The 20,007-nt window shown below is 64.4% G+C and carries 20 protein-coding genes and 2 tRNA genes; 16 read left to right on the forward strand and 6 right to left on the reverse strand.

The features are described 5' to 3' along the window. Positions 1-7 precede the first annotated feature (7 nt). The 4 genes from ACMX2H_RS02280 to ACMX2H_RS02295 all read left to right on the forward strand — a co-directional run bounded on the left by ACMX2H_RS02280 (position 8) and on the right by ACMX2H_RS02295 (position 2,277). On the forward strand, positions 8-1,474 hold the full coding sequence (locus ACMX2H_RS02280) for a hypothetical protein (RefSeq protein ID WP_414958781.1): 1,467 nt from the start codon (positions 8-10) through the stop codon (positions 1,472-1,474). A 39-nt stretch (positions 1,475-1,513) separates the two neighbouring features. Continuing rightward, entirely contained in the window at positions 1,514-1,900 is a 387-nt protein-coding gene (rsfS, locus tag ACMX2H_RS02285) for a ribosome silencing factor (RefSeq protein ID WP_136785445.1), read from the forward strand. A 154-nt stretch (positions 1,901-2,054) separates the two neighbouring features. After that, positions 2,055-2,127, forward strand: a tRNA-Ala gene (locus tag ACMX2H_RS02290). A 74-nt stretch (positions 2,128-2,201) separates the two neighbouring features. After that, a tRNA-Ala gene (locus ACMX2H_RS02295) sits at positions 2,202-2,277 on the forward strand. Between the two features lie 96 nt (positions 2,278-2,373). Here ACMX2H_RS02295 and ACMX2H_RS02300 read toward each other — a convergent pair. After that, on the reverse strand, positions 2,374-3,573 hold the full coding sequence (locus tag ACMX2H_RS02300; RefSeq protein WP_414958782.1) for a cysteine desulfurase-like protein: 1,200 nt from the start codon (positions 3,571-3,573) through the stop codon (positions 2,374-2,376). Between the two features lie 689 nt (positions 3,574-4,262). On the opposite strand from ACMX2H_RS02300, the gene ACMX2H_RS02305 reads away from it, so the two are divergent. From ACMX2H_RS02305 to ACMX2H_RS02315, 3 genes are read left to right on the forward strand one after another with little or no spacing between them, the layout of a single operon-like run. Then, positions 4,263-5,570 carry a quaternary amine ABC transporter ATP-binding protein gene (locus tag ACMX2H_RS02305; RefSeq protein WP_414958783.1) on the forward strand — a complete coding sequence of 436 codons (1,308 nt, stop codon included), beginning with the start codon at positions 4,263-4,265 and terminating at the stop codon, positions 5,568-5,570. Continuing rightward, the gene (locus tag ACMX2H_RS02310; RefSeq protein WP_414958784.1) at positions 5,570-6,457 is read left to right on the forward strand and encodes an ABC transporter permease; all 888 of its coding nucleotides are present in this window, start codon (positions 5,570-5,572) and stop codon (positions 6,455-6,457) included. The genes ACMX2H_RS02305 and ACMX2H_RS02310 overlap by 1 nt, the downstream gene beginning before the upstream one ends. 58 nt (positions 6,458-6,515) lie before the next feature. After that, entirely contained in the window at positions 6,516-7,421 is a 906-nt protein-coding gene (locus ACMX2H_RS02315) for a glycine betaine ABC transporter substrate-binding protein (RefSeq protein WP_414958785.1), read from the forward strand. A 138-nt stretch (positions 7,422-7,559) separates the two neighbouring features. Here the strand turns inward: ACMX2H_RS02315 and ACMX2H_RS02320 are convergent, their stop codons facing one another. Continuing rightward, positions 7,560-8,483, reverse strand: a complete 924-nt coding sequence (locus ACMX2H_RS02320) for a LysR family transcriptional regulator (protein WP_136785441.1) — start codon at positions 8,481-8,483, stop codon at positions 7,560-7,562. A 681-nt stretch (positions 8,484-9,164) separates the two neighbouring features. On the opposite strand from ACMX2H_RS02320, the gene nrdH reads away from it, so the two are divergent. The 4 genes from nrdH to nrdF all read left to right on the forward strand — a co-directional run bounded on the left by nrdH (position 9,165) and on the right by nrdF (position 13,201). Then, positions 9,165-9,407 (forward strand): glutaredoxin-like protein NrdH, encoded by a 243-nt coding sequence (gene nrdH, locus ACMX2H_RS02325; protein WP_127513743.1) that lies wholly within the window; start codon positions 9,165-9,167, stop codon positions 9,405-9,407. A gap of 30 nt (positions 9,408-9,437) precedes the next feature. Continuing rightward, complete coding sequence (gene nrdI / locus ACMX2H_RS02330) at positions 9,438-9,923, forward strand: class Ib ribonucleoside-diphosphate reductase assembly flavoprotein NrdI (protein WP_414958786.1); 486 nt, start codon at positions 9,438-9,440, stop codon at positions 9,921-9,923. A gap of 17 nt (positions 9,924-9,940) precedes the next feature. Further along, positions 9,941-12,061 (forward strand): class 1b ribonucleoside-diphosphate reductase subunit alpha, encoded by a 2,121-nt coding sequence (nrdE, locus tag ACMX2H_RS02335; RefSeq protein ID WP_414958858.1) that lies wholly within the window; start codon positions 9,941-9,943, stop codon positions 12,059-12,061. A gap of 162 nt (positions 12,062-12,223) precedes the next feature. Then, complete coding sequence (nrdF, locus tag ACMX2H_RS02340) at positions 12,224-13,201, forward strand: class 1b ribonucleoside-diphosphate reductase subunit beta (protein WP_414958787.1); 978 nt, start codon at positions 12,224-12,226, stop codon at positions 13,199-13,201. Between the two features lie 180 nt (positions 13,202-13,381). Here the strand turns inward: nrdF and ACMX2H_RS02345 are convergent, their stop codons facing one another. From ACMX2H_RS02345 to ACMX2H_RS02360, 4 genes are all read right to left on the reverse strand, one after another. Further along, positions 13,382-14,032, reverse strand: a complete 651-nt coding sequence (locus tag ACMX2H_RS02345) for a hypothetical protein (RefSeq protein WP_414958788.1) — start codon at positions 14,030-14,032, stop codon at positions 13,382-13,384. A gap of 196 nt (positions 14,033-14,228) precedes the next feature. After that, positions 14,229-14,627 carry an arsenate reductase ArsC gene (locus tag ACMX2H_RS02350; protein WP_414958789.1) on the reverse strand — a complete coding sequence of 133 codons (399 nt, stop codon included), beginning with the start codon at positions 14,625-14,627 and terminating at the stop codon, positions 14,229-14,231. Beyond that, positions 14,624-15,328, reverse strand: a complete 705-nt coding sequence (locus ACMX2H_RS02355; protein WP_414958790.1) for an aquaporin — start codon at positions 15,326-15,328, stop codon at positions 14,624-14,626. Before ACMX2H_RS02355 ends, ACMX2H_RS02350 begins: the two co-directional genes overlap by 4 nt. Beyond that, complete coding sequence (locus ACMX2H_RS02360; protein ID WP_414958859.1) at positions 15,325-15,627, reverse strand: ArsR/SmtB family transcription factor; 303 nt, start codon at positions 15,625-15,627, stop codon at positions 15,325-15,327. The genes ACMX2H_RS02355 and ACMX2H_RS02360 overlap by 4 nt, the downstream gene beginning before the upstream one ends. A 133-nt stretch (positions 15,628-15,760) precedes the next feature. Here ACMX2H_RS02360 and ACMX2H_RS02365 point away from each other — a divergent pair, with 133 nt between their 5' ends. The 5 genes from ACMX2H_RS02365 (at position 15,761) to ACMX2H_RS02385 (ending at position 20,004) form a co-directional block, all read left to right on the forward strand. Continuing rightward, positions 15,761-16,222, forward strand: a complete 462-nt coding sequence (locus ACMX2H_RS02365; RefSeq protein ID WP_414958791.1) for an ArsI/CadI family heavy metal resistance metalloenzyme — start codon at positions 15,761-15,763, stop codon at positions 16,220-16,222. Positions 16,223-16,365: 143 nt separating this feature from the next. After that, positions 16,366-16,644, forward strand: coding sequence for an SHOCT domain-containing protein (locus ACMX2H_RS02370; protein WP_414958792.1), 279 nt, complete (start codon positions 16,366-16,368; stop codon positions 16,642-16,644). After that, complete coding sequence (locus ACMX2H_RS02375; protein ID WP_414958793.1) at positions 16,641-18,101, forward strand: multicopper oxidase family protein; 1,461 nt, start codon at positions 16,641-16,643, stop codon at positions 18,099-18,101. Before ACMX2H_RS02370 ends, ACMX2H_RS02375 begins: the two co-directional genes overlap by 4 nt. Positions 18,102-18,175: 74 nt before the next feature. After that, a complete protein-coding gene (locus tag ACMX2H_RS02380) occupies positions 18,176-19,444 on the forward strand; it encodes a wax ester/triacylglycerol synthase domain-containing protein (RefSeq protein WP_414958794.1) in 1,269 nt (422 codons plus the stop codon). Positions 19,445-19,539: 95 nt separating this feature from the next. Further along, entirely contained in the window at positions 19,540-20,004 is a 465-nt protein-coding gene (locus ACMX2H_RS02385) for a hypothetical protein (RefSeq protein WP_414958795.1), read from the forward strand. The last annotated feature ends 3 nt before the right edge of the window (positions 20,005-20,007 follow it).

The following is a 20,007-nucleotide window of genomic DNA, read 5'->3' on the forward strand; positions in this document are numbered from 1 at the left end:
GCAAAGCATGAGCAATCAATCCCAGCCGCGCAGCCGCCGGGACATCCGGCGGCAGCGCGATGGCGCCGGTCCGGGGCCGGAGTCGGCCTCCGGGACCGGCCCGCAGGTTCCGAATGCCCAGGCAAATGCAAATGCACCGTCGGAACGCGGGGGAGCAGCCCCCGGTGACGGCCCTGCAGTTCCCCGCGAACGCCAAGGCGAGCGGTCTTCGCAGACCCGCGCCCGTGAACGTGAGGCACGCCGCGCGCTCAAGACCCTGACCGCCGCGCTGCCCCAGGTTCCTGCCCCGGACCGCGAGCAGGTGCCGACCCGGCGACAATTGCGCCAACAGCAGTTGCAGCGCGAAAACCCCTGGCTGGTCACGGACACCCCGGCTGAAGGGGCTGGCCGTGACTCGGCCGGGCCTGCTTCCGGCGGCGCCTCTACCGGGCGCGCTTCCGAAGGTGCCTCGGCTGGATCCCGTGCCGGTGGCTCCGGCGCTCCTGTTGCCGACCGCGTCCGCAGTGCTGCCAAACCTGCGGACAGCGGGGCCCGCACCTCGGCTGCTCCGGCCGATACCCCGTATGAGCCGCAGCGTCCGCCGATCGAAGGCGGCCGCCGCGCCCGCCGCAGCGGCGACACCGGACGGCATCCGGTCCAACCGGCGGCCGACGGGCAAGAGCAGCTCTCCACTGCCGGACGCGAGGCAGTCGACGCCGGCGAGATGACCGTGGAGCAGGCCTTGGCCGCCCGCGACCTGCTGATGGGCCAGGCCAAGAACATGGTCGCCATGATGGAGTCCCGGCAGGAGCAGTCTCCGCATGACGTGGACTTGGAACTGCTGGCACAGCAAAAGGCTCTGGCCGAGCGCGCCGCAGTCCTCAACCGCCGGGCTGCCGACAAGAAGCGGCTGAGCGAGGAGAACGAACAGCGCCGGCACTCCGCCTCGGACCGCCCGATCGCGGACATCGCCTCGGCGCCGATGGAGTTTGTGGCCGTTCCGGGATCCGACCAGCATGTGCTGCGGCCGTCGTCGACGTCCTATGTTCCCGTGGTGACCACGCCGGTGGCGACGCCGGCTCCCAAACCCACGGCCGCCAAACCGCCGGCTCCGGCCCAGGCGGTTCCTGCCCGGCAAGCTGCGCCGGCACAGCGGCGGCCGGCAGCACCGACGGGGAAGACTGAAGCTTCCGCCACCACCCGTGCCGTTCCGGTACAGCCACGGGGGACGTCCGCACCCCGGGCAGCCCAAACAGCAGGTGCCGCACCGCGGTCGAAGATCCTGGCCCAGGCCGAAGCCTTGGCCGGAGGACGCGGCGAGGCCATCCACCCGCTCAAGGCCAGCAGCGCCCACGGACTTGACCCACTGGACGCTCGGACCGCTGGGCTGGGGCGGGTCCAGCGGACCCGGCTTGCTGTCGGCGCCGCTCTGGTGCTGGGCGCCGCGGCGTTCGCCGCGGGCATCGCCATGATGCTTGGATTCTTCGGCGGCTGAAGCCGTCAATCAATAACTGGTTCATTTTCAAGGAGACACATGACCGCACCCGAAAGCTCTATCGCCATTGCGCGGACCGCCGCCAAGGCGGCCAGCGACAAAATCGCCGAAGACATCGTTGCCATCGACGTCAGCGAGCGGCTGGCCATCACCGATGTGTTCCTGATCGCCTCTGCGCCGACCGAGCGGCAGGTCAACGCGATCGTCGACGGCATTGAAGAGGAACTGCACAAGCAGGACCTGCGCCCGGTCCGCCGGGAAGGACGCTCCGAAGGACGCTGGGTGCTGCTGGACTACGCCGGAGTTGTCATCCACGTGCAACACCAGGAAGACCGCGTCTTCTACGCGCTGGAACGGCTGTGGAAGGATTGCCCGGCCATCGACCTGCAGCTGGACGAGAAGCCGGCTTCAACGGAAACCGAGTAGCCGAGGGGGAGCGCGGCACCTGCCGCCTGGTTCCGTCCTGCGCGGCGCCGGCGGCACGTTCCGGGCAGGTCCGCTGATTTGGAATCCGTGCCGGTCTCTGCATAGAATATTCAAGTTGCTTCAAAGGAAGCGGCACGGAATCCGCAAGGATTACGGGGCTGTGGCGCAGCTGGTAGCGCACCTGCATGGCATGCAGGGGGTCAGGGGTTCGAGTCCCCTCAGCTCCACTCGTGAGGACACCATCGGTGATATTCACGCTGTGGAATACTCGCCAACACGTTGGCAGAAAACTTCCATTCAAGGGGCTGTGGCGCAGCTGGTAGCGCACCTGCATGGCATGCAGGGGGTCAGGGGTTCGAGTCCCCTCAGCTCCACCAAGATGGTGAGACATCCTTTGCATGGATGACTCCGCTGATGGTAAACACCCCGGTCTTCGGACCGGGGTGTTTTCTTTTGTCCGGCCCGCGCCGTCCTCAGAGGAGCTTTGACAGTGCCGTGATGAGGCGATCGATCTCAGCGTCGTCGTTGTAGGGTGCGAGTCCAATGCGCATGCCGGCATCGACAGCGAGCTTGAGGGCTTGGAAGGGCTCGTAGGCGTAGAAGCTGCCGGCGGGAGCGAGGATGTCCTGGTCTGCAAGGAACTGAGAGACTTCGTGGGCGTTCTTGTCGCGGAAGGTAAAGAACAGCGTCGGGGTGCGCTCTGCTGCGGTCGAGTGAACGGTGATGCGATCCCCGAGGTCGGCGAGACCTTCTTCGATGCGCTGACGCAGCCGCACTTCGTGGTGCTCGATGAGGTGGTGGGCAGCGATGAGCCGTTCCCGCCGCGTGCCCTTGTCCGGCGCGAGGCCCGCGATGAAGTCCACAGCCGCGGTTGTGCCGGCCATGATTTCGTAGGGCAAAGTGCCGAGCTCGAATCGCTCGGGGACGTTGTCGGTAGAAGGTAGCAGCTTGTCAGGTTTCAGGGTCTCCAGCAGGTCCGGATCGGCGGCGAGAGCGGCGCAGTGCGGCCCGAAGAACTTGTACGGCGAACAAGTGAAGAAGTCCGCACCCAGCGCCTTGATGTCGACTGCGGCGTGGGCGGTGTAATGCACGCCATCGACATAAACGAGGGCGCCGACCTCGTGCGCGCGTGCCGCGATTCGCGCGACCGGGGGCCTGGTGCCCAGCAGGTTGGAAGCCGCTGTGACGGCGACCAGCCTCGTGCGCTCATTGATGATCTCGTCGACAGTGGATAGATCAAGTTCTGCGGTGCCGGGGTCGAGTGGAATCCAGCGGACGGTGACGCCTGCTGTATCGGCGGCCTGGAGCCAGGGCCGGATGTTGGAGTCGTGGTCGAGCCCGGAGACGACGATCTGGTCCTCTGGTTTCCACGACTTTGCCAGAGTGCGCGAGAAGTCGTAGGCAATCTGGGTGGCGCTGCGCCCGTAGACGATCCCCTCGGGAGAGGCGCCGAGTAGGTCGGCTACGGCGGTGCGGAAACTCGAGACGGCGCTCTCGGCATTTCGTTCGCTGGCGACCAATGTGCCGCGGTTGGACAATGGACCGGTCAAGGTGCGGGCAATCGCCTGTCCCACAACCGCTGGCGTTTGCGTGCCTCCAGGGCCGTCAAAATGAGCCAGTCCAGACGTCAGTGACGGGAACTCGGCGCGGAGGGCGGAAACTTCGATCGTCATGCTGCTCCTTAATTCTGAGTGCGCTTGTGCTCGTCGACCACGACGACCGCGACTGCTCGCGTGTGTCGAGCGTGACACCACCGGCGTCCGTTGCCAAGGAGGCCTCGATGTTTGCTCTGTGTCACACCGGCATCGGGCCCGGAAGTGCGCAGCTCGGGCGGCCCTCCTGGTGTCATTGCTGAGCGGGTCAGTGGAGAACTGTCCGGGAATGCGTCCGTCCGCGGGGATCCCGACAGCCCGCTCCACGTGCGGCCCGCGTGTTGCGCAGGACGCATCCATTTGCGGAAAAGTGCGGTTTGCCGCGCCGGTGGTCACGATGGCATAACTCCTTTGCAGCCCCGGGATTTCAAGGCGAAACCGCTGCTAGCCTGCGATGACTCTACCGATTTCGGTCCAAAATTCAGCTCAGAGTGAACAGCGGATTGTTACGGTGGAGGACGAACAACCAGTAATACGAACGGCATGTGGGCGAGCTATGCAGACCGCGGCGGAGTCCACATGTGCTGGACGTCGAACTGGCGGTTGGGGGAGTTCCCGTCATCGCTTCGGCGAAACCGTCTTCCTGGGCGCCGTGACCGCGGCAACCAGGAGCCTATGAGTTTGACGCGTGTATTTGTCCGCAAAAGACCAAGCACCAATCGTTGCAACTCCGCCCGCTCCTGGCGGTGCCGCAGCGTAGACGGGCCGAAGTGAACGAACAAATCGCACTGAGCGTACAAAATGTCTACAAGGTCTTCGGCAAGCGACCGGCCGAAGCAGTCAAGCGCCTGAAGGCCGGAAAGACTCGGGATGAGGTCTCCGCACTGGGGACCGCCGCAGTGATCGACGCGTCATTCGACGTCCGCGCCGGCGAAATCTTCGTCGTGATGGGGCTCTCCGGCTCCGGTAAGTCGACGTTGATCCGAACCCTCAACGGGCTGCAGCCGCAGACCGCGGGCAAGGTGGTGGTGGGCGGCACGGATATCTCGACCATCTCCGATGCGGAGCTGCGGAAAGTCCGCCAGCAAAAGATCTCGATGGTCTTCCAGCACTTCGCGCTGATGCCGCACCGCACCGTGGCGGACAACGCAGCTTATGCCCTCGAAGTCCAGGGCATGGCCAAGCCAGAGCGGCTGGCGCGTGCCGAGAAAGTCCTGAAGCTGGTGGGGCTGGAGGGCTGGGGCGACAAGTTCCCGGCGGAACTCTCCGGTGGCATGCAGCAGCGCGTCGGTCTGGCCCGGGCGCTGTGCGCCGAAACGGACATCCTGCTCATGGATGAGGCCTTCTCAGCCCTGGACCCGCTGATCCGGCGCGAGATGCAGGAGCAGTTGGTCGCGCTGCAGGCGGATCTGGGCAAGACCATTGTCTTCATCACCCACGACCTGAACGAGGCCATGTTCCTCGGCGACCGGATCGCCGTGATGCGGGACGGCAGGATTGTCCAGATCGGCACACCCGACGAGATCCTGACGCACCCGGCGAATGACTACGTGGCGCAGTTCGTCCAGGATGTGGACCGTACCCGCGTCCTGACCGCAGCATCCGTGATGGAGCCGGCCCGCGCCGTCGTCAATCTCTCCGGCGGTCCGCGGAACGCGCTGCGCACCATGCGCGACCTGCAGACGTCCGCAGCCTTCGTGGTGGACCGGCGCCGCACCTTCTTCGGCACGGTGCGCGACCGCGACGTGATGCATCTGGTCGAATCACGGGCACCTGACCTGGCCGCCGCCGTGCGCAACGGCAACGGGCCGGTCCGTGCCGAAACCCCGCTCTCGGAGCTTTTCGGCCTGGCCGTGGAGAGTCCCATCCCGCTGCCCGTGGTCGACGACGAGGGCCGGCTGGTGGGGGCGATACCCCGGGTGACGCTGCTGGCCGCGCTGGGCAATGTGCCGTCCAGCACCACGGACATCCCCATCGTTGAAAGCGCGCCCGCGCCGATTCCCGAACAGGAAGTCACGCGGACGCTGAACAAGACCTCGATGGGCATCAAGACGTCGGCCGAAGGGGGAACCCGCTAATGGATCTCGAATTCCGCATCCCGCTGGGCGACTGGGTCGACGTCGGCCTTGACTGGCTGCTGGCGACGTTTGCCGCAGTCTTCGCCTTCATCCGCACCATCTTCCTGGCCGCGTACGACAGCCTTGAGTGGGTTCTCACCACGCCACCGTCCTGGGTGATCATCCTGGTGTTCGCTGCCATCGCTTACGCCGCCAAGGGCTGGAAGCTGGCGCTGGGCACCGCCGTCGGCTTCCTGCTGATCGTCGGCGTGAACCAGTGGGACAACGCGATGGAATCGTTCGCGCTGGTCATCGTGGCCACGGTGGTGGCGATCCTGCTCAGCGTCCCAGCCGGAATCCTCGCCGCCAGCTCCTCCACCGCCTCGGCCATCATCCGGCCAATCCTGGACTTCATGCAGACCATGCCCGCCATGGTGTACCTGATTCCCGCCCTGGTCATGTTCCGGGTGGGAGTGGTGCCGGGCATCATCGCGACCATCATCTTCTCGATGGCACCCGGCGTGCGGTTCACCGAGCTGGGTATCCGCGGCGTGGACAAGGAAGTGGTGGAGGCAGGCTACGCCTTCGGCTCCAGCCCGGGCAGCATCCTGCGCAAGATCCAGCTGCCGCTGGCCATGCCCACGATCATGGCCGGCATCAACCAGGTGATCATGCTGGCGCTGTCGATGGTGGTCATCGCCGGGATGGTCGGCGCCGGCGGATTGGGCGGCGAAGTGGTCGCCAGCCTGAACCGGATCGACGCCGGCCTCGGTTTCGAAGCCGGACTGGCGGTGGTCATCCTGGCCATCTTCCTGGACCGGGTGACCGCGAGTGTGGGCAAAACCTCGGAGCCCGGGGGACGCCAGCGCGCCGGCCGCCCGGCCAAGCAAAGCCTGCAGAACGCCTGACCCGCGCGTCTCCTAGACCAATCAACGTGCCCTCGGTGGGCATTACGAAAGGAACAAAATGAAGCACTACAGCAAGCTTGCGGCCCTGGCCGCCGTTGCGGCACTCGGACTGACTGCCTGTGGCAGCGGCGGCGAGACCGATGGCCAGGCAGCCAGCGGGGTGGACAACGGGGATCAGCAGGACGTCACCATCGCGGTTTTCAATGGCTGGGATGAAGGCATCGCCGCGTCGGAACTGTGGAAGGCCATCCTGGAGGAGAAGGGCTACAAGGTCACGCTGGAGTACGCCGACCCGGCACCGGTTTTCTCCGGCCTGTCCACCGGCGACTACGACCTGACGCTGGACACCTGGCTGCCGGTCACGCACGCCAGCTATCTGGAGGAGTACGGCGATAAGATCACCGAGCTGGGCCAGTGGAACGACGAAGCCAAGCTGACCATCGCGGTGAACGAGGACGCTCCGGTGGATTCGCTGAAGGACCTTGCGGCCAATGCCGACCAGTTCGACAACCGCCTGGTGGGCATCGAGCCCGGCGCCGGCCTGACCGAGGCCACCACCAAGAACGTCATCCCCACCTATGGCCTGGAGAAGATGGAGTACTTGACCTCATCTACCCCGGCGATGCTCTCCGAGCTGAAGTCGGCCACTGCCGCCGGCGAGAACATTGCCGTGACGCTGTGGCGCCCGCACTGGGCCTACGACGCCTTCCCGCTCAAGGACCTTGAAGATCCCGAAGGAACCCTGGGTGACGCCGAGGGCATCTACGCCTACTCCAGCAACAGCTTCGCCGAGGACTTCCCGACGCTGGCCGGTTGGCTGAAGGACTTCAAGATGGACTCCGAGACCCTGTACTCGCTGGAGAACGCCATGTTCAACGAGGCAGACACCGACGACTACGGCCCCGTGGTGGAAAAGTGGATCGGCGAAAACCAGGAGTACGTGGACAGCCTGACCGCGCAGTAGGGCGTCTCCGCCAGCATTAACCACATGGCGCCGCCGGGACCCGTCCAGCACGGGATCCGGCGGCGCCTGTTGTTGCCCGGTGCACTGAAATAACGACGACGGTGCCTTGGGGGCCGCGAACCGCCAAGGCGATTCCGCCTAGGCGCGCCGGGTGGTGATGCTCATGTCGCGCAGGATCACGGAGAGTTGGTCCATGAAAAGGCCCAGCTGCGCGTTCTGCCTGTCGTTGATCAGCAAGGCAAAGATATTGCGGGCCAGCCGGATTTCCGGAACATCCAACACCACAATCCCGTCCGGTCCGTTGTGCATGGCCAGCTCCGGTACCAGCGCGGCCCCTAGTCCGGCACCGGCCATGGCCAGACTGGCGTTGAAGTCATCGCAGTACGCCACCACCCGGGGATGAAGGTTACAACTGGCAAAGAGCCGCTCGATCACGGTGGCGTCGGCCGTGCCCGGGTGGTGCATGATCCACGGCATCTCGGCCAGCTGAGAGGCTGTCACCGACGCACCGGGGCGGATGCCCCACGATTCGGGCAGCACCACGCGGAAATTGTCGTCGCCGATCCACTGCCGGCTCACGGTGTTGGGCCAGGCTAAACCGCCCTGGCCCACTTGGAAGACCAGGGCGACGTCGAGTTCACCGCCGGCGCGCAGCCCCTGGATCGTCTGTCCGGGCTCGGCGACAGATACTTTGAGATTGATCCCCAATCCCGGCCATTCGGGCGCCTGCAGCAGGCGCGGGAGCACATACGTGGCGAGGCTGGGGAAGATGCCCAGCCGGACTTCCTGAGTGCTGGTGTCCTGGCTGCGGGCGGTGGCAGCCAGCAGGGCATCAATGTCCGTCAGCACCTTGGCCGCGTGCCGGGACATCACCAGTGCTGTTTCGGTCGGCTGGACGCTGCGGGCAGACCGCTCAAACAGCTTGGCACCCGTTTCGCGCTCCAGCGCGGACATCTGCTGCGAAACCGCCGAGGCGGTGTAGCCCAGGTTGGCGGCTGCCGCCGCGAATGAGCCGCGCCGAGTGACCTCAAGCAGGGTACGCAGGTGCACCGTGTTGACCATCAGCTCTCCTGTTGCATATCGGGGATTGAGCCAAGCCTACCTTGGGCTGATGCCGCGCCGGCGGCCCCCGAAAGATGGTCGGAGGTCCGGGCAGATCCGGGTGCCTTTGATCGTTGACCGGAGGAATGTGCCGGCACCTAGAGTTGTTCTATTAATGGGGAGCAGGAGGGTCCGCAGGAGGAGGGCCCTTTTGGCTGGAACGGCCCCGGAGCCGCGGCTACAACCCCAGCCACCAGCCACCGGCCACCAGGTGCCGGGCGTGCCGGAAGTGTCTGACCGGCCGGCTATCCTCCAATCACCCCTCGAGCGGTGAGGGCGGACACCATCAGGACCAGGGACCACAACATCTAGTGCTGGCCGCACTACGAGCGACACGCCGAGAAAGCTGCGACACGATACTTTCCCAAGCTGTGGGCGGGGAATCCACAGGCTGTGGACGGCGGCCCGGGAAGGCCGGAATATCAACTGTTTAACCACCGAAAGATATCCCCACGGGCTGTGGACGAAGCCGGGAAAGGAATGACATACTTGTAATACATCATCTTGGGGTTCCGATTGGCCGAGTCCACTAGATGTAGTATTGGAGCAGCTGTTGGGCAGCGAGTCCGGGTCCTTCCAGGGGAGGCCGCGCAGCCAAGGAAACAGCAGAAACGTCGTACCGATCAATAGGGGAGAAGGACCATGACTGTAACGGTTTACACCAAGCCAGCATGCGTGCAGTGCAACGCCACGTACCGGGCTCTGGACAAGAAGGGCATCGCTTACCAAAGCGTTGACCTGTCCCAGGATCCGGAAGCGCTGGAGCGTGTCCGTTCCCTTGGTTACATGCAGGCTCCTGTGGTCGTCACCGAGCAGGACCACTGGTCAGGCTTCCGCCCCGACAAGATCGAGGAACTGGCCCAAGCCGCCGCTTCCGTGGCCTGACCCGGACCGAGCGAACCAGAACCGCACGTCATGACCGAGCTGCTGATGAGTGAGGACGCAAGGAAGCAGCAGGCAGATCCGGCGGCCGGCGGGATAGCCGACACGGACCTGATCTACTTCTCGTCCGCCTCCGGCTACACCGACCGCTTCATGCAGAAGCTGGGACTGCCGGCGGCACGGATCCCGCTGCGCACTCAGCAGGAGACGCTGCAAGCGCTCCGGCCGTTCGTGCTGGTGCTGCCCACGTACGGCGGGGAATCCGGCAAGAACTCCATTCCGCCGCAGGTGATTAAATTCCTCAACCTGGAGGAGAACCGGCGCCTGCTGCGCGGAGTGATCGGTGCCGGCAACACGAATTTCGGCACAACCTACTGCTTGGCGGCGGAGAAAATCGCCGCCAAGTGCCAGGTGCCCCTTCTCTATCGATTCGAACTCATGGGCACGTCCGAGGACGTAGACCGGGTCAAGCAAGGATTGGAACTCTTTTGGAAACGACAGTTGCAAACGCGCCCGTAGCCGACGCCAAGGCAGAGCTGCCGGCCGCCTTCAAAGGGCTGGGCTACCACGAGCTCAATGCCATGCTTAACCTCTACGGGCCGGACGGCAAGATCCAGTTCGAAGCCGACCGCGAGGCTGCACACCAGTACTTCCTGCAGCACGTTAACAACAACACGGTCTTCTTCCACGACCTGGAAGAGAAGCTCGACTACCTGATCAAGAACGAGTACTACGAGCGCGAAACGCTTGACCAGTACACGATGAACTTCATCCGCTCGCTCTACGACCGGGCCTACAAGAAGAAGTTCCGCTTCGAAACCTTCCTGGGCGCGTTCAAGTTCTACACCTCCTACACGCTGAAGACGTTTGACGGCAAGCGTTTCCTGGAGCGCTACGAAGACCGTGTCTGCATGGTGGCGCTGCACCTGGCCCGGGGCAACGAAGCCATGGCCACCCAGCTGGTGGACGAGATCATCGACGGCCGCTTCCAGCCGGCCACCCCGACGTTCCTCAACGCGGGCAAGGCCCAGCGCGGCGAGCTGGTCTCCTGCTTCCTGCTGCGCATCGAAGACAATATGGAGTCCATTGCCCGCGGCATCAACTCCGCCCTGCAGCTGTCCAAGCGCGGCGGCGGCGTGGCGCTGTCGCTGACGAACATCCGCGAGCACGGCGCGCCGATCAAGCAGATCGAAAACCAGTCCTCCGGCGTCATCCCGGTCATGAAGCTGCTCGAAGACAGCTTCTCCTACGCCAACCAGCTCGGTGCCCGCCAGGGTGCCGGCGCGGTGTACCTGCACGCCCACCACCCGGACATCTACCGCTTCCTGGACACCAAGCGCGAGAACGCGGACGAGAAGATCCGGATCAAGACGCTCTCGCTCGGCGTGGTGGTCCCGGACATCACCTTCGAACTGGCCAAGAAGAACGAGGACATGTATCTGTTCTCCCCGTACGACGTCGAGCGCGTCTACGGTGTGCCGTTCTCGGACATCTCCGTCACGGAGAAGTACTACGAGATGGTCGACGACAGCCGGATCAAGAAGACCAAGATCAGCTCCCGCGAGTTCTTCCAGACGCTGGCCGAGATCCAGTTCGAATCGGGCTACCCGTACATCATGTTTGAGGACACGGTGAACCGGGCCAACCCGATCGACGGCAAGGTCATCATGTCCAACCTGTGCTCGGAGATCCTGCAGGTTTCCTCGCCGTCGCTGTACAACGAGGACCTGACCTACTCCGAGATCGGCAAGGACATCTCCTGCAACCTCGGGTCGATGAACATCGCCAAGACCATGGACTCGCCCGACTTCGGCACCTCCATCGAGACCGCCATTCGGGCGCTGACCGCCGTGTCGGACATGTCCTACATCAACTCGGTGCCCTCGATCGCCGAAGGCAACCTGCAGTCGCACGCCATCGGCCTGGGCCAGATGAACCTGCACGGCTACCTGGCCCGCGAGCGGGTCCACTACGGTTCCGAAGAGGGCCTGGACTTCACCAACATCTACTTCTACACGGTGCTGTTCCACGCCCTGCGGGCTTCGAACAAGCTGGCGATCGAACACCGCCAGACCTTCGGTGGCTTCGAGAAGTCCAAGTACGCCTCGGGCGAGTTCTTCGACAAGTACACCGATCAGGAATGGCTGCCGAAGACCGAGCGGGTCAAGGAGCTGTTCGCCAACGTGGACATCCCCAGCCAGGAAGACTGGCGGGAGCTGAAGGCTTCGGTGATGGAGCACGGCATCTACAACCAGAACCTGCAGGCCGTCCCGCCGACCGGCTCGATCTCCTACATCAACAACTCCACCTCCTCGATCCACCCGGTGGCGTCCAAGATCGAAATCCGCAAGGAAGGCAAGCTGGGCCGCGTGTACTACCCGGCCCCGTACCTGACCAACGACAACCTGGAGTACTACCAGGACGCGTACGAGATCGGCTACGAGAAGATCATCGACACCTACGCGGCCGCTACCCAGCACGTGGACCAGGGCCTGTCGCTGACGCTGTTCTTCAAGGACACCGCCACCACCCGCGACATCAACAAGGCGCAAATCTACGCGTGGCGCAAGGGCATTAAGACCATCTACTACATCCGCCTCCGCCAGCTCGCGCTGGAAGGAACCGAAGTGGAAGGCTGCGTCAGCTGCATGCTGTAGCAGTCCCCAACAACTGAAAAGTACGACGGCGGGTGCCCGCCCGCCGTCGTACCTGCACCGACGAGGCGCCGGCAATCCGGTCCGCGCGGGCGACCGCCGGCCGCACTGCGGCCGGCATTCGGGCACCATGAACAACACAGACTTTGGGAAGAAGGGGACGCGATGTCAGCCGAGAAGGTCAAGCTTCTGCACCACGTGGATGCGATCAACTGGAACCGGATCGAGGACGAGAAGGACGTTGAGGTCTGGAACCGGCTCTGCAACAACTTCTGGCTGCCCGAGAAGGTCCCGCTGTCCAACGACGTGCAGTCGTGGAACACGCTGACCCCGGACGAGCAGACGCTGACCATGCGCGTCTTCACCGGCTTGACCCTCCTGGACACCATCCAGGGCACCGTGGGCGCGGTCAGCCTGATCCCGGACGCGCTGACCCCGCACGAGGAAGCCGTCTACACGAACATCGCGTTCATGGAATCGGTGCACGCCAAGAGCTACTCGTCGATCTTCTCCACCCTGTGCTCCACCAAGGAGATTGACGAAGCCTTCCGCTGGTCCACCGAGAATGAGAATCTGCAGAAGAAGGCGCAGATCATCATGGACTACTACCAGGGCGACGATCCGCTCAAGCGCAAGGTTGCGTCCACGCTGCTGGAGTCCTTCCTGTTCTACTCCGGCTTCTACCTGCCGATGTACTGGTCTTCGCGCGCCAAGTTGACGAACACCGCGGACCTGATCCGGCTGATCATCCGCGACGAGGCCGTGCACGGCTACTACATCGGCTACAAGTTCCAGCGCAACCTGGAGAAGGTCAGCGAAGAGCGCCGCACAGAGCTGAAGGACTACACCTTCGAACTGCTCTATGAACTCTACGAGAACGAAGTCCAGTACACCCACGACCTGTACGACTCCGTTGGCCTGGCCGAGGACGTCAAGAAGTTCCTGAACTACAACGCCAACAAGGCGCTGATGAACCTCGGCTACGAGGCCATGTTCCCGTCCACCGTCACGGACGTGAACCCGGCCATCCTCTCCGCCCTGAGCCCCAACGCCGACGAGAACCACGACTTCTTCTCCGGCTCCGGCTCCTCCTACGTGATCGGCAAGGCCGTCAACACCGAAGACGAGGACTGGGACTTCTAAGTCGTCGGTCGTCGGTGCCGCGTCGTTGTCGTCGGTCGTGACTAGCCTCAGCCTTCGTCTCCTCCCGGCGGTCTAGAGCCGTCGGGAGGTCCGGCAGTCGTCGGGGCGGCAGCGGCGACGTCAGCGCGCGGCGCCGTCGACGAAGAACGGCATTAACCCCCTTTCGGCCACCCGTCCGCTTCAGCGGCGGGCGGGGAGGATCGTCGTCGTGACGGCCACGGCCTGCGGCGTGCGGGGGACGGAACTGAAGCCGAAGTGCACGGGCGGATCCACTGGCGTGAGGGGCCCGAGGCCGGAGCCGTTCCAGCTCGCCGCGGCGCGCTCGACGCGACGGATGGAGCGCACGCCATAGTACTCCCGACGTCCGCTTCCGGCGGATCCGGCGGTGGCCACCCCCGGGAGCAGGATGCCCGCCGCGCGGTTCACGGCTGTCAGCCACGCCGGGTGGACGGCGATCCGGACGGGGATCAGTTGCAGCATCCGGCCCAGCGCTGTTACGGGGCCCAGATCAGCGCGCAGTTCCAGCGGGCCGCCAGCTACGCGGAGGAGCAGGGCGGCGGTCCCGGGTTCGTTCCCCGGTTCCGCGCTCCGTTCCCCGGCGCGGCTCAGACTGGCGTCGAGCGGCGCGACCACCACGTCATCGAAGTGGTAGGTCGCGGACACATAGTCGGCGACCGCCTCGTCGGGGGCCAGCAGCGTCCGCAGCCCGCCGCGGTCCTCGGTCATGACGTCCGTAAAGGCGCCGAGCGGCGAGTCCATCCAATGCCCAACCACCAGCCGGCGACCCGCGCTGGTGCCCAGGCCCGCGATGAACCCTGTAAAGCGTTCCATCCGGCTACCGTACGGCTCCGGCCGGCTCTCCGCACGTCGTTGCGCAAAATCGAGATCGCCGCTGACGAAACATATCCAACGGCCGAGAAACCGACTCACCCATCGTGCTGCGCCAGCACCACCAGTTATCCCGAGCGACCGAAAGGCGGTCTCTGCGAGGCCGGGGTGGCGGTTTCCACCGGACTAAGACAGCCTTCTAGGCCAAGCTGCGGATGAGGGTCTGCACGCGGTTCTTGATGTCGTCACGGACCCGGCGGACCATATCGATGCCCTGGCCCGCCGGGTCGTCGAGGACCCAGTCCTCGTAACGCTTGCCGGGGAAGTAGGGGCAGGTGTCGCCGCAGCCCATGGTGATGACGACGTCGGATTCCTGGACGGCGCCGGTGGTGAGGATTTTGGGTACGGCCTGGCTGATGTCGATGCCTTCCTCGGCCATGGCCTGCACGGCGACAGGGTTGATCTGGTTGCCGGGTTCGGAGCCTGCCGAGAGGACGGTAATGTGGTCGCCGGCCAGGTGCTGCAGATAACCGGCGGCCATTTGCGAGCGTCCCGCGTTGTGCACGCAGACGAAGAGGACGGTGGGTTTGCTGGTCATCGGGTCTGTCCTTCGATGGTGGTGAATTCGGCCGCTGCCCGTTCGGCGCGGGGGTATAAGAGGTGGATCAGCCCGGTTGCGAGGGCGCCGCCGATCAGCTGCATGGCGATGAACGGCAGGACCGAGGTCGGAGCGATTCCGGCGAAAGTGTCGGAGAACATGCGCGCCACCGTTACGGCGGGGTTGGCGAAGCTGGTGGAACTGGTGAACCAGTAAGCGGCGGTGATGTAGCCGCCAACAGCCACGGCAACCATGTCCTTGCGTCCGGACCGGGCGGCGCCGAAGATCACCAGCAGCAGCCCGGCCGTCGCGACGACTTCGGCCAGCCACAGCCCGGACCCGGTGCGCTCCTTGGCAGCGATGGTGACGGCGGGCAGTTCAAACATCAGGTTCGCCAAGACACTGCCCGCGATGCCGCCGGCCATTTGGGCTGCAATGAGGGCCGCGGCCTCGCGCCAGCCGATGACGCCGAGCCATCGTTCAACCAAGGTCACCACAGGGTTGAAGGCCGCGGAAACCGGTTGTAGGGCGATGATCAGGGCGACCAGGACCGCCCCGGTGGCCAAGGAGTTTTCCAACAGCTGCAAACCGACGTCGTCCGGAGACAGGCGGGTGGCCGCGATGCCCGAGCCCACCACCGTGGCTACCAGCAGTGCAGTCCCGACCAGTTCAGCCAGTGCCCGCCGGGCCAGTGCGCTCATGCCCCCGCGCTGGAGATCAGTTTCCCCAGCGAATCCAGTACGTCTGCCTGTGCCTTGTAGTAGACCCACACGCCCCGCTTGCTGCGCTCCAACAGCCCGCTCCGGTGCAGCACCTTCAGGTGGTGGCTGATCGTGGGCTGGGACAGATCGAAGGCTTCTGTCAGGTCGCACACGCAGGCCTCACCGCCTTCGTGGGACGCGACCAGGGAGAGCAGCTGCAGACGGACCGGATCCGCCAAGGCCTTCATTAGCCCGGAGACTCGCTCGGCCTGATCGCTCGTCATCGGTTCACGGGTCATTGGCGTGCAGCATTCAACCGCCTCAACGGGGGTCAGTTCAAGAAGAGAATTAGACACCCATCAATATTGACAGATATCTATATCTGGTGGCAATCTGCCAGATATAGACATTAATCTATCTCTAGGAGACGCCATGTCCCGCCTGCAGCTTGCCCTCAACGTCAATGACCTCGATGAGTCCGTCGCTTTCTACTCCCGGCTCTTCGGTGCCGAACCGGCCAAGCGGCGGCCCGGCTACGCCAACTTCGCAGTGGCCCAACCGCCGCTGAAACTCGTGCTCATCGAGAACCCCGGCCAGGGAGGATCGCTCAACCATCTGGGTGTGGAAGTGCCCGACACCGACGCTGTCAATGCCGAGCAGAATCGGTTGGCAGCACACGGTTTCGCCACCGCCGATGAGCGAGAAAGCACCTGCTGCTACGCTAAGCAGGACAAGTTCTGGGTCCAGAACACCCCGAACGGCGAACAGTGGGAGATTTACACCGTCCTGGCCGACAGCCAAACATTCTCCGCGGTTCCCCGAGGTGAAGCAGTGGGATGCTGCAGCAGCACTCCAACATCAAGTTCTCAGGCGGTCACCGATAGCTGTTGCTGACCCTTCAGGTCGGGGCCGGTGGCGTCGGGACATTTCCGCTCTTTTACCGTTGCAGAAGGGCGATTTGGGCTTACTATCGACCTAATTTCAGTTGCGGGCTGAAATGAGGCCGGCAGCGGTGACCCAGTGTCAGGAGTGAAGCCATGATGGATTCCTACGGCTGGTCGGGAATGGGCTGGATGTGGATCTTCTGGGTCTTGCTCATCGTTGGTCTGGTCTTGCTCATCATCCTGTTGGTCCGGCTGATTGGGGGCGGAATGCCGGGTCGCGGCGCCGGAATGCCGGACCGCGGAGCCGGCGGCGGCAGGACTGCTGGCGACACCCGGGCCCGAGAAATACTGGCAGAGCGCTACGCGCGCGGAGAACTCACGGCAGAGGAGTACCGTGAGGCACTCCGGACACTCGGTGAGACCGGGGGATGAAGACTCTCAACCGCAGGCAAGCCCTGGTCCTCGGCGTCGCCGGCACTGCGGCTGTCGCCGTCGGAGGCGGAGGTCTGCTCTGGGCCCAAGCACCGTTCCGTGCCGAAACCGGTGACCGGCTGAAAGAACCTGTGAATCTCAGCAGCCAGGAAGGAATGCTGACGGAGCGTCTCGAGGCGGCACCGGCGCGGATCATGGTCGCTGGCAGGCCGGCGTCCGTGGCCGCCTACAACAGCTCCCTTCCCGGACCGACGCTTCGACTGCGACCGGGGGACCGGCTCCGGATCACCCTGGTCAACAGGCTCGACATGGCTACGAACCTGCACGTGCATGGACTGCATGTCTCACCGGCGGGGAACGGTGATAACTCCTTTGTCAGTATCGAGCCGGGAGAATCCTTCGACTATGAGTACGACCTTCCGGCCAACCACCCATCTGGCACCTTCTGGTACCACCCGCATCATCACGGGAGCGTGGCGGATCAGCTTGCGGCTGGCTTGTACGGGGCGATTGTCGTGGAAGACCCGGAGCGGCTTCCGGTCACGCGGGAGCGGCTCCTCGTCGTCTCCGACATCAGCCTGACCAGCTCCGGCAGTCTTCGGCCACCCTCGGCAGCAGAGCAGGTGATGGGCCGCGAGGGGGAGACCGTGCTGGTGAACGGGCAGGTCCGGCCGATGCTGTCTGCAACCGCCGGTGACCGCGAGCGTTGGCGCGTCATCAACGCCTGTCCTGCCCGCTACCTTCGGCTTCAGCTGGCGGAAAGCCAGCTTCAGGTACTGGCTTTTGATGGCCGTTCGCTGGCGGCTCCTGCACAGGTGGACGAGGTCGTATTGGCGCCGGGAAACCGGGCGGATCTGCTGGTCGAGGCGGTCAACGGACTGACGATCCTGCGGGCTGCTTCCTTTGACCGCGGAAGAATGACCGGAATGATGGGCAGCGGCCAAGGCCCTCGTACCGAACCCGTGGACCTGCTGTCGTTGGATACGAGCGGAGCACAACGGAGCGGCCTGCCTCCGGTCACCGGTACCGGACATCCGAGGGATCTTCGGAAGGAAGCAGTGGCAGCGCGCCGCAGGCTCGACTTTTCGATGGGAATGGGAATGGGCATAAGGTCCGGGATGGGCCCGGGCGGCATGAGCTTCACCATCAACGGCAAGGTTTTCGATGGAGGGCGTATCGACGAGATAGTCAGTGTGGGCAGCGTGGAGGAATGGACTCTCACCAACAGCAGTCCGATGGACCATCCCATGCATCTGCACGTTTGGCCGATGCAGGTCATTGAGCAGGACGGCCAAAGCATTCCCGGCCCCAGGTGGCAGGACGTCGTCAACATCCCGGCTCGCAGCGAAGTGAAAGTCCTCGTCTCCTTCGATGATTTTCCGGGGCGCTCGGTTTTCCACTGCCACATTCTGGACCATGAAGACAGGGGCATGATGGGGGTCCTTGAAGCCCGCTAGCAATACCTCGCGAAGCATCCCCCGGGCAGTTCCCGCCCGCATGAGGCGCAAGGACCGGCTGCTACTCTGTTGGCATGTGCCCGGTGGCCCGCCGGCTCGCGGCGGTCGATGAGGCGAATTTGGTGCTTGACCATGCCGGCCAGGTCAATGTGTTTCTGGTTGCCGGGCTCATGATGCCGGGTGGCTTCGTGGCGTCCGATGGCAGCCCTGACCTGAGGGCGCTGCGCGCCTGCCTTCTGGAGCGGATCAAGACGTTGCCGCAGCTCCGGATGATACCGGTGCCCACGGGCCGCCGGCACCGCTGGGTCGAAGTCCAGCCCGACCTGGACTATCACATCCGGCTCGTCGGGGCCGTCGACGGACTCACTGGCTTGGAACGCACGTGCGGAGAGCTGATGAATGTTCCGATGGGACTGGAGCGTCCGCTCTGGGAAATTCTGGTGGTGCCGGGTGCAGCGGCCGGGGCACTCGGGATCGTGCTGCGCATTCACCATGCGGTCGCCGATGGGATGGCGGCGGCCGCGATCGTGCAGCGGCTCTTCGATCCCGCGGAAGCCCTGTCCACAGCTTCTTACATGCCACTTATCCGACCAACGGCGAAGGCTGGGCGCCGCCACGTACGGCATGAGCTCGCGAGGCTTCGGTACGGTCTGCGCCGCACCAGAATGACCGTCAGTGGTCGTGAGGTTGGCCCTACCGTGCTGCTAGGTGCGCTGAGTCCGCATCGCGGGGTCGTTTTCCTGGACGTCGACCTCGCAGCGCTCGAGGCACATGTTCGGCCGCTCGGGGCCACAGTCAACGATGGCCTGCTGGCTGCCGTGTCGGCGGGGTACCGAGCGATGCTGTTTGCCGCTGGCGAGCGGATCCCCGCCCGGCTGCCCGTCTCGGTGCCGGTGGCGCTGCAGCGCCATGGGACAGCGGGGAATCAGGTCGGGGTCATGCTCGTGCGGCTGCCCCTCGGCGAAATCGATCCAGACGTTCGCGTCCGGGTCCTTGCTGGACAGACTCGGGAGGAGAAGGTGCTGGCCAGAGAGCAGGGGACTCTGGAGTTCATGCGTGGCCCGGTCGGCGCGCGCATCATGGACCGTATCGGCAGGCGGCAGCATCTTGTCGCCGGGTTCGTCACTAATGTGCCGGGCCGGACGGACATTTTTCGCCTCGCAGGCGCTCCAGTTGTCGCGATCTGGCCGCTGGCCGTGCTCGCCGCCAACGTCCGGCTCGGAGTCGCCGCCGTCTCCTACGGCGGACGGCTCCGCTGCGGCATCCATTTCGACGCGGATAACGTGCCCGGAAGAATTTTTGCTGCGGCCATGGGCGACGAGCTGGCGCGCTTGGCCACCTGACGTTCCGCCAGTCCGCCGTTGCCAGTCCTGGATCAGAAGGGACAGGCAGTATTGCCCCTCTAGGCACGTCCGTCAGTTCGGGCCAGAATCTAACCATGGCTGAAGTGGAGCCGTGGTCAAGAAAGCGGAAAGCCAAGCCCGGTAAGAATCAGCGCCGATTCGGCTACACGGTCGCGGTGATCGTCAACGCGGCCCTATTCGGTGCAGTCAACGGTTGGCCAGGGTGGCAGTCCGTGCCCATCCTGACCGATGAGACGCCCCAAGTCTTGCCGATCTTCAATGCCGCGCTCGTCGTCGGAGTCGTCAGCAATGTCCTCAACTGGGTCTTCGACTCGGAGAAGCTCAAGACCGTCGGTGAACTCGTGTCTTCCGCGCTCGGAGCAGCCGTCATTCTGCGTACCTGGGCAGTGTTTCCGTTCGACTTCGGTGGTTCTACCGTGCCCTGGGACCTGGTGACCCGGGTCCTACTCGGGTTCGCGTTAGCCGGATGCTGCATCAGCATCATCGTTCAAGTGGTCTTTCTGGCTCGCTTATCGCGACGGGTCTCTCCTCTCAACTGACGC

This window comes from Arthrobacter sulfonylureivorans (genome assembly GCF_047607445.1).
In the GTDB taxonomy this organism is placed as follows: domain Bacteria; phylum Actinomycetota; class Actinomycetes; order Actinomycetales; family Micrococcaceae; genus Crystallibacter; species Crystallibacter sulfonylureivorans_A.